Raw genomic sequence first — 13,882 nt, 5'->3', positions numbered from 1 at the left:
CCGGCACTACCGTTGTGGGTCAGGCGGTCGCGATTCCCGCCTTGCCCAGCGCCTCGCGCACCATCGCGTCGTTGGCTTCGGTCACCGGCCGGGTCAGCTCCCACAGGAACTTCACCCGGAAGCCGGACTTCACCGCGTCCTGCGCGCTCCACAGCACGCAGTAATCGCGGGCCAGGCCGCATACGTGCACTTCGCGGATGCGGCGTTCGTGCAGCCAGCCGGCCAGGCCGGTGGCCGGGCGCTCGCCATCGGGGCCGTGGTTCTCGCGGAAGGCGCTGTACGAATCCACCCGTTGGCGCGTGCCCTTGCGCAGGATCAGGTCGGCCACGGTCCAGTCCACGCCCGGGTGCAGCGCGGCACCGGCGCTGCCCTGCACGCAGTGGTCCGGCCACAGCGTCTGCGGCTGCGCGTGCAGCAGGATGGTCTCGAAGGGGCGTTGGCCGGGGTGCTGGCTGGCGAACGAGGCATGGTCGGCCGGGTGCCAGTCCTGGGTCGCCACCACGGTGCGGTAGCGGCGCTGCGCCAACAGATCGGCGATCGGTGCCACCAGCGCATCGCCTTGGTCGCAGGCCAAGGCGCCACCGGGCATGAAGTCCGGCTGCAGGTCGATCACCAGCAGGGCGACATCGGCGGGCAGGGCGGTCATGGCAGGTCCGCTACAACAGAAGGGGCGACCAGCGTGGCCGCCCCATGCCTGCACGTCAATCGCCCTGTGGCGTCCCAGCGTCCTGCCCGTAGTACAGCAGGCCGATCCTGATCCGCTCGCGGCCATTCTCGCGGCGATGGCGGTTGGCATCGCGAAGCGAGTACACGCAGCCGCAGTATTCCTGCTGGTAGAACTGCTCGCGCTTGCTGATCTCGATCATGCGGCTGGCGCCGCCGCCCTTGCGCCAGTTGTAGTCCCAGTACTGCAGGCCTTCATAGCGCGAGGCGGCGCGTATGCCGCAGTCGTTGATCTGCGCCATGTTCTTCCAGCGCGAGATGCCCAGCGAAGAACTGATGGTGTCGTAACCGTGCTCGTGCGCGTACAGCGCAGTGCGCTCGAAGCGCATGTCGAAGCACATCGTGCAGCGGATGCCGCGTTCAGGCTCGTTTTCCATTCCGCGTGCACGGCTGAACCAGTTGTCGGTGTCGTAGTCGCAGTCGATGAAGGGAATGCCGTGCTGCTCGGCGAAGCGAATGTTCTCCTGCTTGCGCAGCTCGTACTCCTTCACCGGGTGGATGTTGGGGTTGTAGAAGAAGATCGCGTAGTCGATCCCGGAGGCGGTGATCGCCTCCATCACTTCGCCGGAACAGGGCGCGCAGCACGAATGTAGCAGCAGGCGCTTGCCGTCGGCGGGCAGGGTCAGGGTGGGGCGTTGGAGCTCGGTCATCGTCAGGTACCGCATGGACCACCGGCAACGGCGGTGGCCCATGCATCAGCGCGTGGGTGAACGGGTCTGGCCGGATACCGTGAACAGGACGCGCGCGGCCACACCGCCTGCACGCGCAGGACGACGACGGCCCCGGCAACCTCCCCGCGGAGATTCCAGGTCGAGTCAGGGGACGGTCGTGTCCCCCGGCCGGGGCCGGTATTCGGGCTGATGGACACGGGCCGCAGCCCACCTACTACCCGCCGCTTCCCAGGCGCGAGCCCAGTGCTGTTGGCAGGATTCGTTTCCATTCACCGCTGCGGGGCAGCTCCGGAATGGACGCGCGAGGCGGCTTCACCGGATTCCCGTTTAAATCCCTCCCCGCGCCGCAGCGATGGGAGGGATACCTTCGGCGTGTGCAAGGTGGACCTGTTGGTGGCGCCGGTCAAGAGCGCAGGGGTCAGAACCCGCTACGCTGCAACGGGATCCGGCCCCAGCGGAAGGAAGGGGTCGGATCCCGCTGCCACGCAGCGGGCTCTGACCCCGGTCGGGATACACCTTCAATGCCCCACGGCCGCCCGCGTGCGGATGTCGTCCAGCCGCTGGTCGTGCAGCAGGCGGCCGTTCTCCCACACGGTCACCATTGCGTCCTCGAAGCCGTCCGGCAGGGTGTCGTCGCCGTTGGCCGGCAGCGGCACCGTGTGCAGGCTGCCATCGTCCAGGCGGCGCAGCAGGCGCATGCGGCCACGCTTGCTGGCCTTGCCGGCGTCGGTGACCGGATCCTTGTAGACGTCGATCCACTCACCCTCGACCCTCGCCGCCGAGCACTTCAGTGCGAACTTCTGCGTATCGCGGTCCAGCCGCTGCAGCAGCGCACCGCCCATGCCGAAGGCCACGTTGTCGGCGGCGTAGCCGTCGTCGGTGATGCGTTGCAGGATGGTGCGGATGGTATCCGGGTTGATGCCATCGCCCTGGATCACCCGCACGTGGTTGAGCACGCGGTAGCCCTTGCTGTTGAGGGTGTGGCCGAAGGCTTCATCCAGCCGGCGCAGGCTTTCGGCAACCACCTCCACCGGGTCGCCCGAGTCCGGGCGGATGACCAGGGTGGCGCCCGAGGCGATCACGTCATCGCGCAGGGTGGTACCCCAGTGCTCACTGATGGCGCGGTAGATGTCATAGCTGTCCGACACCACGGCTACGATCGCACCGGGCGTGCCGAACTGGCGCAGCATGTTGCGGTAGGCATCCACCTCGCGCTCGCGGCCCCAGCTGGTGATGGTGCTGTGCTCGGCGGCGGGAATCGAATAGCCGGCCATCGGCGCGTGGTAGTGCGCGCGGGCCAGGCACAGCGCCGATACGGTATCGGTGCCGAGGAAGTTGACCAGGTGCGCGGCACCGCCCAGCGCGGCCGATTCCAGGCTCGATACACCGCGCGCGCCGAAGTCGTGCAGCTTGAACGGCAGCTGCCCCTGCGGATCGTCGCTGGTCTGCTGCAGGAACGCGGCGATGGTCTGCCGTGCGTGCCAGCTGATGGTGGCCACGGTGACCGGGTACCACACGCGCAGCAGCAGCGTTTCCAGGTACGACGGCACCCAGAACGCGGCCGGATCGGTCGATTCGATGGTCATCAGCGCCTGGTGGGTAGGCACCACGCTGCCCTCGGGCACGGCGCGGATGCGCACCGGCAGGTGGCCGCCAAGCCGGTCGACGATATCGCGCCAGCCGGCCTCGTTGAACGGTTCGCCATGCGCGGCGAACACCGCAGCAGCGTCGTCGATGTCGGCGTGCGTGACCGGCCGTGCCAGCGCGTCCTTGAGGATCGCCTGCAGGCCGAAGAACACCGTGCGATCGTGCAGGCCGCCACGTGATTCGACGTAGAAGAACGTGGCATCGGTACCCGGCGGGTACTGCAGCCAATGGCTGGCCTTGTAGCTGTCGGTGTTGAGGAGAAGATTATCGAGGTAGTGCATGACGGAAGCTCCTTCGCGTCGGGTGGCACCGGCGGTCTATCCGCCAGTGGGAAAGCCGGGCCGGTCAGCCGCGGCCGAGGAAGTACTCCAGGATGTGCAGGTGGTCTTCGAACAGCTGCGGGCCCATGTCCAGGGCCTCACTCACCGGTATCCAGCGTGCCTTGTCGGCATCGTCGCCACCGCGCACCGGCGGCAGCTCGCCGGCCGGAAACTCGAAGTGGAAACCGTGGGTGATGGTGCGGCCACGCTGGCTGCGGTCCGGGTGGTCGAACACCTGCTGGCCCTTCAGCGACCCCTTCAACACCGGCAACGGAATCTTCAGCCGGGTTTCCTCGCGCAGTTCGCGCAGGCAGCTGTCGAGCAGGCTCTGTTCCTGGCCGACGAAGCCGCCGGGCAATGCCCACAGCCCCTTGCCGGGTTCCGAGCGGCGACGCACCAGCAGCACGTGGCCCGAATGCACCACCACCGCATCGGTGGTGACGAAGGTGGGCGCGTAGGGCGCATCCTTCCAGGCGGCCTTGTACTGTTCGATGAAGCGGTACTCGGCCACCAGCTGGCCATACGCAGGCGCACTCTTGCGGAACGCTTCGAGCATGTCGTACACCGGCGCCGGCACATTGCCACGCAGCATCAGCAGCGCGCCGTGGAAGTCGACGTCGCCGGCCTCGAACAGGTAGCGCCGCAGCTCGGTGGCCGACAGGGTGGCGGTGTGCTGCACGTCCACCAGTGGCCACTGCGGGAACTCGCGCAGGTAGTAGCTGGATGCATCCTTGTCCATGCCGATCAGGCCCACCCTGGCATCGGCGGCGGCACCGTCGTTGCGCAGGGCGTCAGCCACCTGGCGCTGCACGTTGGCGATCCACTGTGCTTCATTGTACAGGTGGTCACGCAGCGGGCGGATCAGCAGACGGTCGGTGTGGCCGTCGAGGGCCGCCTGGATCATCACGGCGCGTTCGGCCACGGTCCAGGGATTGCGCAGGCTGCGGGGGGTATCGGCAGAGCCGACCAGGAAGATCAGCTTGCGGGCCCGGCTCAGGGCCAGGCGGGCAACGGCGGCGTGGCCGTTGTGGAAGGGCTCGAATCGCCCGATGAAGACGAGATAGTCGAATTCCATGAGAATCCCTCATGTCGTTGTGGCAGCCGCGGGTCTGTCCCTTGGCTTGCTGCAGATGCTACGCCGATGGCGGGGCGGGTCAAGCCTGCAGCCGTGCTTTCTGCTGAACGGCGCATTGCGTGCGCGGACTGCGCCGTTGTTCTCAGGCCCTGAGAAGCCCCTGCGCCATACTGCAACCCACGCGGCGGACGGCATGCTCGGGGGCAAGACAGTGGCGGACAAGTACTGCGATCTGGTCATGAAAGGCGGCATCACCAGCGGCATCGTGTACCCCAATGCGGTACTGGCGCTGGCCCGCGAGTATCGCTTCAAGAGCATCGGCGGCACTTCAGCCGGCGCCATTGCGGCAGCGGTGGCGGCTGCAGCGGCCTGCGGCGATCGCCGCCAGCAGGCCGGCGAGCAGCTGCCCGGCGATGCAGGCTATGGCGGGCTGTCGGCGGTGTCGGCACAGCTGTCCCGGCGCGGCTTCATCTACAGCCTGTTCCAGCCGGCGCGCGGCGCGCGCGCGGCCTATCGGCTGCTGGTGGTGCTGACCGGCAATGCCCGCCTGCCGCACAAACTGCTGTGCCTGGCCGTTGCGGTATTCGAGATCGCGCCGCTGGAAGTGCTGGTGTCGCTGGCACTGCTGCTCGGCCTGGGCTGGTGGGGCGGTGGCTGGAGCGGCGTGGCCGCCACGCTGCTGCCATCACTGCTGTGCGCCTACGGTGCGGGTGTGGCCGGTGCCGCGCTGCGGGTCGCGCGGGTGGCGCGTCGCAACCTGCTGGGCCTGTGCAGCGGCCTCGGCCGCGATCCACGCAGGCCGGCGCTGACCGAGTGGTTGCATGAATGCCTGCAGCAGCTGTCGGGCAAGCCGCTGGATGCACCGTTGACCTTCGCCGACCTGCACGATGCGCCGCGCTACGCCGGTGAGCCTGACAGCCCGCATGCGATCAGCCTGCAGATGATCACCACCTGCATCTCACACAACGAGCCGCGCACGCTGCCGCTGGGCGGTGCGCAGTTCTGGTTCCTGCGCGAGGAGTTCGAGCAGCTGTTCCCCGCCAGCGTGGTGCAGTGGCTGGTGAGCCAGGCCGGCCCGCCGCTGGAGGTGGAAGGGCGGCAGTACTACCACCTGCCACAGGGCCCGAAGTTGCCGGTGCTGGTGGCCACGCGCATGAGCCTGAGCTTCCCGCTGCTGATCAGCGCGGTGCCGCTGCATGAACCCTCACGCCGCGAACGACGCTGCGAACCGACCGCCCCTGCGGCCGACCAGGAGCACAACGTTGCCGACAGCATGGAAGGGCTGACCAGTGCCGGGCAGACCTGCGGCCCGGTGATCACCGCCTTCCGCATCTGCTGGTTCTCCGATGGCGGCATCAGCAGCAACTTCCCGATCCATCTGTTCGACGCCGCCCTGCCGCGCTGGCCGACCTTCGCCATCAACCTGGTTTATCCACAGCACGCCGAAGCGGTGAGCCAGGGCAGCGGCGGCCGCCAGGCGCTGGAACATGCGGTGTTCCTGCCCACCGAAAACCGCCACGGCTGGCAACGGCATTACCAGTCCATCGCCACGCCACTGGCCGCAGCCGAGCTGGGTCGTTTCCTGTTCGCGGTGGTGGCGACCATGCAGAACTGGCGCGACCTGCTGCAGGCGCGCGCACCGGGTTATCGCGACCGCATCGTGCACGTCAGCCTGCAGGGCGACGAAGGCGGCATGAACCTGGACATGCCGCAGGAGGTACTCTCCCGCATCGCCGACAAGGGCAGCCTGGCCGGTGCGCGCTTCTGTTCGTTCTCGTTCGAGAACCACTACTGGATCCGCTGGCGCAACCTGGCCTCGGCCTACCAGCGTTACACGCTGGAAGTGGCGCGCACCGATGATCCGGCGCAGCAGGTGCTGGCCTACCGCGCGGCGTACGCGATGGTCGCCAGCGGTCAGCCGACGCCACCGTCGTACAAGCTGGGCTCGGAAGACAAACGGCTGGCCTCGCAGCAGTTGTGGGGCTTGATGGTCGAGCAGGGCCGCACCTGGGAGGACCTCGGCCCCGACCTCACCGACGGTGCACCGCGTCCGCTGCCGCAGATGAAGGTCACGCCGATCTACTGACCCGATCCTGCGGTCGAATCGGGGTCAGATCCGTTTCCGCAGGAAAACGGATCTGACCCCGCAGTGGTTGCTGCTCTTGCCGGCCAGCGGCCGGCGCTACCACGGGTGCAGGGCGCGGCCCTGCCAAACCCGCCCTATCGCCCCGGCAACTGCGCGAACGCGCGCTGCATGCAGTCCTCGCGCGGGCACACCCGGCACCCCGGGCCGATCGATACCGAATTGCCCGGGCTCTGCACATCCAGCCCCAGTGAATACACCAGGCGTTCGGCATGCTGCAGGTCGCAGCCCAGCGCCACCGCGAAGGTCTTGCGCGGTTGGCCATGGCCGACCGGGCCACTGCTGACCTGCCGCGCCAGCCAGAAATGACGGCGGCCATCGGGCATGCGCGCGGTCTGGGTGAGGATGCGCCCGGGTTGGTTGAACGCCTCGTAGACGATCCACAGCGGGCACGATCCACCCACCTGCGAGAAGTGGAAATCGGTGGCCGAATGGCGCTTTGAGACGTTGCCCGCCCGATCCACGCGGATGAAGAAGAACGGCAGGCCGGGCGCGCTGCGCCGTGCCAGCGTGCTCAGCCGGTGGCAGACCGCTTCGAAGCCGACGCCGAACTGGTGCGCCAGCAGTTCGATGTCGTAGCTGCTGGTTTCGGCTGCACGCAGGAAGCGCATGTACGGCATCACCAGCGCACCGGCGAAATAGTTGGAGAGACCGATCCGCGCCTGCGCGATGCGTGCCTCATCGGTGAACCCGGCGCGCGCCACCACCGCATCGATCTGCGGCAGGTAGCCGTGCAGGGCCAGCTCGGCCGCCATCTGGAACGCCTGCTGTCCGGGCTCCAGGTAATCGGGCAGCCACAGCCGCCGCGCACCGGCATCGTAGTGCCGCTTTTCGCGCCCGGCCTGCAGTGCGGCCACTTCCACCAGCACGCCATGGCGGTCGGCCAGCAGCTGGCGCAGCCGCGGTGCCACATGCCCGGGCGACAGCCCCCATTCGGCGAACAGCTGCTCGGCCAGCTCGTCCAGCTCGGGAATGTGGTTGTGCATGCGGTTGAAGAACTCGCGCACCTGGTCACCGGCGGGCAGGGTACTGCCGGCGCCGGGCTCGCCCAGCTGGAACTCCAGTGCGGCCGCGTGCTCGCGCAGCGCCAGGTGACGACGGTGCAGGTCCAACAGCGCGCGGCTGACCTGCGGCAGGTTCCCGGCCAGCGCGCGCAGTTCGGTCGCGCTGACCTCGGCCAGGCCCAGGTCGCGCAGGGTTTCGCCCAGCGCTTCCTGCAGGGCGGCGGGCTCATCGTCATCGAACAGCGAGGAAACGTCGCCCAACACCTCTCCCAGCTTCTTCTGCACCGCCGGTGTCAGTGGGCGCTTGTTGCGCTCGATCTGGTTCAGGTAGCTGGCCGACAGCCCCAGCGCACGCGCCAGATCGGCCTGGCTGTAGCCGCGCCGCTCGCGCAGCCGCAGCAGGCGCAGGCCGAGTTGCCGCTGGGGAGCTGAATAATTCACAGAATTAACAGGAATCGTGGGGCGTGTTGGCCAGATTAAGCGGATTCAGCCCGGAAATCGAGTCGGGTGCTGTGAATAATGCCAAGCATCTTTCGCACCCTGTGGGATTGTCGTCATGACTGTTGCAGCGCCCCGTATCCGCATGCTGATCGATGGCCAGTTCGTTGAATCGGCCACTTCCCACTGGCAGGACGTGATCAATCCGGCCACTCAGGACGTGCTGGCCCAGGTGCCGTTCGCCACCACCGGCGAAGTGGACGCCGCCGTCGCCGCCGCCAAGGAAGCCTTCAAGACCTGGCGCAAGACCCCGATCGGCACCCGCGCGCGCATCTTCCTGAAGTACCAGCAGCTGATCCGCGAAAACATGAGTGAGCTGGCCCACATCCTCACCGCCGAACAGGGCAAGACCCTGCCGGACGCCGAAGGTGATGTGTTCCGCGGCCTGGAAGTGGTCGAGCACGCCGCCGCCATCGGCAACCTGCAGCTGGGCGAGCTGGCCAACAACGTGGCCAATGGCGTGGACACCTACACGATCATGCAGCCGCTGGGCGTGTGCGCTGGCATTACCCCGTTCAATTTCCCGGCGATGATCCCGCTGTGGATGTTCCCGATGGCGATTGCAACGGGCAACACCTTCATCCTCAAGCCGTCCGAGCAGGACCCGATGGTCACCATGCGCCTGGTCGAGCTTGCCCTGGAAGCCGGCATTCCGAAGGGCGTGCTGAACGTCGTCCACGGCGGCGAGGAAGTGGTCAACGCGATCTGCGACCACCCGGACATCAAGGCCGTGTCGTTCGTCGGGTCCACCCGCGTCGGCACCCACGTCTACAACCGCGCTTCGCTGGCCGGCAAGCGCGTGCAGTGCATGATGGGCGCCAAGAACCACGCCGTGGTGCTGCCGGACGCCAACAAGGAACAGACCCTCAACGCAATGGTCGGTGCCGCCTTCGGTGCCGCTGGCCAGCGCTGCATGGCGGCTTCCACGCTGGTGCTGGTCGGTGAGGCGCGCAACTGGGTGCAGGACCTGGTGGCCAAGGCCCAGACCCTGAAGGTCAGCGCCGGCACCGTGTCCGGTACCGACGTCGGCCCGGTCATCTCCTGCAGCGCCCGCGAGCGCGTGGAAGGCCTGATCGCCTCGGGCGTGGAGCAGGGCGCCAAGCTGGTGCTCGATGGCCGCAAGCCGCAGGTCGATGGCTTCGAGAAGGGCAACTTCGTCGGCCCGACCATCTTTGCCGGTGTCACCACCGACATGCGCATCTACCAGGAAGAGATCTTCGGGCCGGTGCTGGTCATCCTCGAAGCGGAAACGCTGGAAGAGGCCATCGCGATGGTCAACAGCAACCCGAACGGCAACGGCACCGCACTGTTCACCCAGTCCGGCGCTGCCGCGCGCAAGTTCCAGGAGGACATCGACGTCGGCCAGGTCGGCATCAACGTGCCGATCCCGGTGCCGGTGCCGCTGTTCTCGTTCACCGGTTCGCGCGCCTCCAAGCTGGGCGACCTGGGCCCGTACGGCAAGCAGGTGGTGCTGTTCTACACCCAGACCAAGACGGTCACCGCGCGCTGGTTCGATGACGAGACGCTGAGCCACGGCGTCAACACCACGATCAGCCTGAAGTAACGGCAGGAGCAGCCATGAGCCACTCGATGACGACGGAACTGGAAGAAGCGCAGCAGGCGTACCGCGAGGCGGCGCGCGACTTCGCACAGGCCGAACTGGCGCCGCACGCCGCGCGATGGGATGCGGAGGGCATCTTTCCGCGCGAGGCGATCGCCAAGGCCGGTGAGTTGGGCTTCTGCGGTCTGTACATGGACCCGGAAGTGGGCGGCAGCGGCCTGAGCCGACTGGACGCCGCCGTCGTCATCGAGGAGCTCGCCAACGTCGATCCGTCGACCGCGGCGTACATCAGCATCCACAACATGGCCTCGTGGATGGTGTCCAGGTGGGGCCAGCCGGCCCTGCGCGATGCGTGGGGCACCGATCTGTCCTCGGGCAGCAAGCTGGCCTCGTACTGCCTGACCGAACCGGGTGCGGGTTCCGATGCGGCGTCGCTGAAGACCACCGCCGTGCGCGATGGCGACTTCTACGTGCTGAACGGCTCGAAGGCCTTCATTTCCGGCGCCGGTGCCACCGAGCTGCTGGTGGTGATGGCGCGTACCGGCGGTGCCGGTGCCGGCGGTGTCAGCGCCATTGCGGTGCCGGCGGACCTGCCGGGCATCAGCTTCGGCCGCAAGGAAGAGAAGATGGGCTGGAACAGCCAGCCCACCCGTGGCATCACCTTCGAGAACGTCCGCGTGCCGGTCAGCCACCTTCTGGGAGAGGAAGGCGGCGGCTTCAAGCTGGCCATGAAGGGGCTGGACGGCGGCCGCATCAACATCGCCGCCTGCTCGCTGGGTGCCGCACAGGGTGCACTGGATGCTGCGCGCCGCTACATGGGCGAGCGCCGCCAGTTCGGCAAGGCGCTGGCCGAGTTCCAGGCGCTGCAGTTCAAGCTGGCCGACATGGTCACCCAGCTGGTGGCTGCACGGCAGATGGTGCACACCGCGGCACGCAAGCTCGATGCCGGTGCCAGCGATGCCAACGTGTGGTGCGCGATGGCCAAGCGCTTCGCCACCGATGCCGGTTTCAACGTCTGCAATGAAGCGCTGCAGATCCACGGGGGCTACGGCTACATCCGCGAATACCCGATCGAGCGCCTGCTGCGTGACTGCCGCGTGCACCAGATCCTGGAAGGCACCAACGAGATCATGCGGGTGATCGTTGCCCGTCACCTGCTCAACACCGAAGAGGAACTGCGATGAAGGATTGGCGTACCCAGGAGCACGTGGGCCTGAAGGTGGAGGTGGATGGCCACACCGCCGTGGTCACCCTGAACAACCCGCCGGCGCATACCTGGACCGTGCACAGCCTGTCGGCGCTGCGCGACCTGGTCGGCGCGCTCAACGCAGACCGCGACATCTACGCGCTGGTGATCACCGGTGACGGCGAGAAATTCTTCTCCGCCGGTGCCGACCTCAACCAGTTCGCCTCCGGCGACAAGGCCGCTGCACGTGAGGCCGCGCGCCGCTTCGGTGAAGCCTTCGAAGCGCTGTCCGGTTTCCGTGGCGTGTCGATCGCCGCGATCAACGGCTACGCCATGGGCGGTGGCCTGGAGTGCGCGCTGGCCTGCGACCTGCGCATCATTGAAGACCATGCCCAGGTCGCGCTGCCGGAGGCCACCGTCGGCCTGCTGCCGTGTGCCGGCGGTACCCAGAACCTGCCACGCCTGGTCGGCGAGGGCTGGGCCAAGCGCATGATCCTGCTGGGTGAGCGCATCAACGCCGAGACCGCGCTGCGCATTGGCCTGGCCGAAGAAAAGGTCGGCAAGGGCGAAGCCAAGGCGCTGGCGCTGGAATGGGCGAAGAAGGCCGGCAAGCAGAGCCCGACCAGCATCGCCGCCTGCAAGACCCTGGTGCAGGCCACCCGCACCGGCACCCACGCCTCGGCGCTGGTGGCCGAGCGCGAAGCCTTCGTCGACCTGTTCGACACCGCCGACCAGGTCGAGGGCGTGACTGCCTTCCTGGAAAAGCGCGCCGCGCAGTGGAAGAACGCATGAGCACGGATACCGCTGCCGACGACGCACCGGTGCTGTTCGAAGAGCGCGTGGCTGGCAACGGCACGCGCATCGGCATCGCCACGCTCAATGCGCCGCGTACGCTCAACGGTTTCTCGCTGCCGATGGCGCACCTGCTGCTGAAGCAGCTCAACGCCTGGGCCGACGACGATGGCATCGCCATGGTGGTGCTGCAGGGCGCCGGCGAAAAGGCGTTCTGTGCTGGTGGCGACCTGCACAGCCTGTACAAGGCCATGGTCGCCTTCCGTGAGGCCGGCCACAGCGACATCCGCCAGAACGCCTATGCCGCCGAGTTCTTCGACGTCGAATACCGCGTCGATTACCTCATCCACACCTACACCAAGCCGATCCTGTGCTGGGGCCACGGCATCGTGATGGGCGGCGGCATCGGCCTGATGTCCGGCGCCAGCCACCGTGTGGTCAGCGAGCGCTCCAAGCTGGCCTTCCCGGAAATCACTGTTGGTTTGTTCCCCGATGTCGGTGGAAGCTGGCTGCTGCCGCGCGTGCCGGGCAACGGCGGCCTGTTCCTGGCCCTGACCGGCGCACTGCTCAACCCGGGCGATGCCATCTACGCCGGCTTGGCCGACGTGCACGTGGCTGAAGAGCGCCGCAGCGCGGTGTTCGATGCGCTGCTGCAGGTGGCCTGGTCCAATGACACCGCACACAACCACGAACGCCTGACCCATCTGCTGCAGTCGCATGCCAGCGATGCCGCCACCGGTCCACTGCTGGCCCACGCGGCGCAGGTCGATGCGTTGTGCGAAGGCGATGACCTTGAAGCCATCGTGGCGCGCATTGCCGGCCTGCAGACCGACGACGCCTGGTTGCAGGCGGCTCAGAAGACCCTTGCTGCCGGTGCACCGGGTTCGGCACGGTTGGCGTACGAACTGCAGCGCCGCAGTGCCGGCCAGGACCTGGCCGCGATCTATCGCCTGGAGTACATCGTCGCCCTGCATTGCGCCGCCCATGGTGATTTCGCCGAAGGCATCCGCGCGCTGCTGGTCGACAAGGACCGCAATCCGCAGTGGAACCCGGCCACCCTGGCCGAGGCCACTGGCGCGTGGGCAGACACCTTCTTCGCTTCCCCCTGGGCCGACGCCGCGCATCCGCTGGCCGACCTGGGCACTCCCCTTGTTGAAAGGAGCCTTGCATGAGCCGCATTGCATTCATCGGGTTGGGCAACATGGGTGGCCCGATGGCCGCCAATCTGGTCAAGAACGGCCACAGCGTGCGCGTGTTCGATCTGGTTCCGGCCGCGGTGCAGGCCGCTGTCGACGCCGGCGCCAGCGCTGCATCGTCGGCGCGCGACACCCTGGCCGATGCCGAAGTGGTGATCTCGATGCTGCCGGCCAGCCGTCATGTCGAAGGCGTGTACCTGGGCGACGACGGCATTCTTGCCGCGATCCCGGCCGGTGCAGTGGTCATCGACTGCAGCACGATCGCCCCGGCCAGCGCCCGCAAGGTCTCGGAAGCGGCCGCCGCGCGTGGCCTGCAGATGATCGACGCACCGGTGTCCGGCGGTACCGCCGGCGCCCAGGCCGGCACCCTGACCTTCATCGTCGGCGGCGAGGAAGACGCGCTGGAACGCGCACGCCCGGTGCTGCAGGCGATGGGCAAGAACATCTTCCACGTCGGCGCCAGCGGCGCTGGCCAGGTCGCCAAGCTGTGCAACAACATGGCGCTGGGCGTGATCATGGCGGTGACCGGTGAAGCCATCGCACTGGGCGTGGCGCACGGGCTGGACCCCAAGGTGCTGTCGCAGATGATGGCGGTCAGCACCGGCCGCAGCTGGGCCACCGAAGTGTGCAACCCGTGGCCGGGCGTGCTGGAGAATGCGCCGGCCTCGCGTGGGTACAGCGGCGGTTTCGGCAGTGATCTGATGCTGAAGGACATGGGCCTGGCGGTGGAAGCGGCGATGAGTGTCGGCGCTTCGATTCCGCTGGGCGAAGTGGCCCGCAATCTCTACTCGATGAACCACCAGGCCGGCCGCGGCAAGCTGGATTTCTCCAGCGTCGTGCAGCTCATCGCGAGCGAGAAGTGACCTGGTAGTGCCGGCCGCTGGCCGGCAACCTCATGCCCCCGTGCGGGACAACGGAGGTGGGATGGGCGGATGTTCGGTTTCGACCGGCATCCGCCCATTTTTTTGGGGGTCGGATCCCTTTCGCAACGCGAAAGGGCTCTGACCCCATATAGCCGTGCGGGCCTGGGATGGGGTCAGAGCCCTTTGCCGGTGGCAAAGGGATC

The 13,882-nt window shown here is 67.6% G+C and carries 11 protein-coding genes and 1 riboswitch; of the genes, 6 read left to right on the top strand and 5 right to left on the bottom strand.

What is annotated here, in order from left to right:
• Window positions 1-19: 19 nt before the first annotated feature.
• The 4 genes from pncA to AC5P5W_RS19485 form a co-directional block, all read right to left on the bottom strand.
• Window positions 20-646 carry a bifunctional nicotinamidase/pyrazinamidase gene (gene pncA / locus AC5P5W_RS19500; protein WP_197574393.1) on the bottom strand — a complete coding sequence of 209 codons (627 nt, stop codon included), beginning with the start codon at window positions 644-646 and terminating at the stop codon, window positions 20-22.
• A gap of 55 nt (window positions 647-701) precedes the next feature.
• The gene (locus AC5P5W_RS19495; RefSeq protein ID WP_080281917.1) at window positions 702-1,388 is read right to left on the bottom strand and encodes an epoxyqueuosine reductase QueH; all 687 of its coding nucleotides are present in this window, start codon (window positions 1,386-1,388) and stop codon (window positions 702-704) included.
• 161 nt (window positions 1,389-1,549) lie between these two features.
• Window positions 1,550-1,779, bottom strand: a riboswitch (cobalamin riboswitch).
• 133 nt (window positions 1,780-1,912) lie between these two features.
• Window positions 1,913-3,322 carry a nicotinate phosphoribosyltransferase gene (locus AC5P5W_RS19490; protein ID WP_197574394.1) on the bottom strand — a complete coding sequence of 470 codons (1,410 nt, stop codon included), beginning with the start codon at window positions 3,320-3,322 and terminating at the stop codon, window positions 1,913-1,915.
• 64 nt (window positions 3,323-3,386) lie between these two features.
• Entirely contained in the window at window positions 3,387-4,436 is a 1,050-nt protein-coding gene (locus AC5P5W_RS19485; protein WP_014645588.1) for a bifunctional nicotinamide-nucleotide adenylyltransferase/Nudix hydroxylase, read from the bottom strand.
• 193 nt (window positions 4,437-4,629) lie between these two features.
• On the opposite strand from AC5P5W_RS19485, the gene AC5P5W_RS19480 reads away from it, so the two are divergent.
• Entirely contained in the window at window positions 4,630-6,522 is a 1,893-nt protein-coding gene (locus AC5P5W_RS19480) for a patatin-like phospholipase family protein (RefSeq protein WP_197574395.1), read from the top strand.
• A gap of 134 nt (window positions 6,523-6,656) precedes the next feature.
• Here the strand turns inward: AC5P5W_RS19480 and AC5P5W_RS19475 are convergent, their stop codons facing one another.
• A complete protein-coding gene (locus AC5P5W_RS19475; RefSeq protein WP_197574396.1) occupies window positions 6,657-8,024 on the bottom strand; it encodes a short-chain fatty acyl-CoA regulator family protein in 1,368 nt (455 codons plus the stop codon).
• Window positions 8,025-8,139: 115 nt separating this feature from the next.
• On the opposite strand from AC5P5W_RS19475, the gene AC5P5W_RS19470 reads away from it, so the two are divergent.
• From AC5P5W_RS19470 to mmsB, 5 genes are read left to right on the top strand one after another with little or no spacing between them, the layout of a single operon-like run.
• Complete coding sequence (locus tag AC5P5W_RS19470; protein WP_014645591.1) at window positions 8,140-9,645, top strand: CoA-acylating methylmalonate-semialdehyde dehydrogenase; 1,506 nt, start codon at window positions 8,140-8,142, stop codon at window positions 9,643-9,645.
• 14 nt (window positions 9,646-9,659) lie between these two features.
• Entirely contained in the window at window positions 9,660-10,826 is a 1,167-nt protein-coding gene (locus tag AC5P5W_RS19465) for an acyl-CoA dehydrogenase family protein (RefSeq protein ID WP_014645592.1), read from the top strand.
• Window positions 10,823-11,620 carry an enoyl-CoA hydratase gene (locus AC5P5W_RS19460; protein WP_087921197.1) on the top strand — a complete coding sequence of 266 codons (798 nt, stop codon included), beginning with the start codon at window positions 10,823-10,825 and terminating at the stop codon, window positions 11,618-11,620. The genes AC5P5W_RS19465 and AC5P5W_RS19460 overlap by 4 nt, the downstream gene beginning before the upstream one ends.
• Complete coding sequence (locus AC5P5W_RS19455; protein WP_197574397.1) at window positions 11,617-12,792, top strand: enoyl-CoA hydratase/isomerase family protein; 1,176 nt, start codon at window positions 11,617-11,619, stop codon at window positions 12,790-12,792. The genes AC5P5W_RS19460 and AC5P5W_RS19455 overlap by 4 nt, the downstream gene beginning before the upstream one ends.
• Window positions 12,789-13,679, top strand: a complete 891-nt coding sequence (gene mmsB / locus AC5P5W_RS19450; protein ID WP_495221391.1) for a 3-hydroxyisobutyrate dehydrogenase — start codon at window positions 12,789-12,791, stop codon at window positions 13,677-13,679. Before AC5P5W_RS19455 ends, mmsB begins: the two co-directional genes overlap by 4 nt.
• The last annotated feature ends 203 nt before the right edge of the window (window positions 13,680-13,882 follow it).

Source organism: Stenotrophomonas sp. YJH_SMC_123 (genome assembly GCF_059368215.1).
Note: the sequence above shows the minus strand (reverse complement) of the source record. Positions and strands in the feature narration are given on the sequence as shown.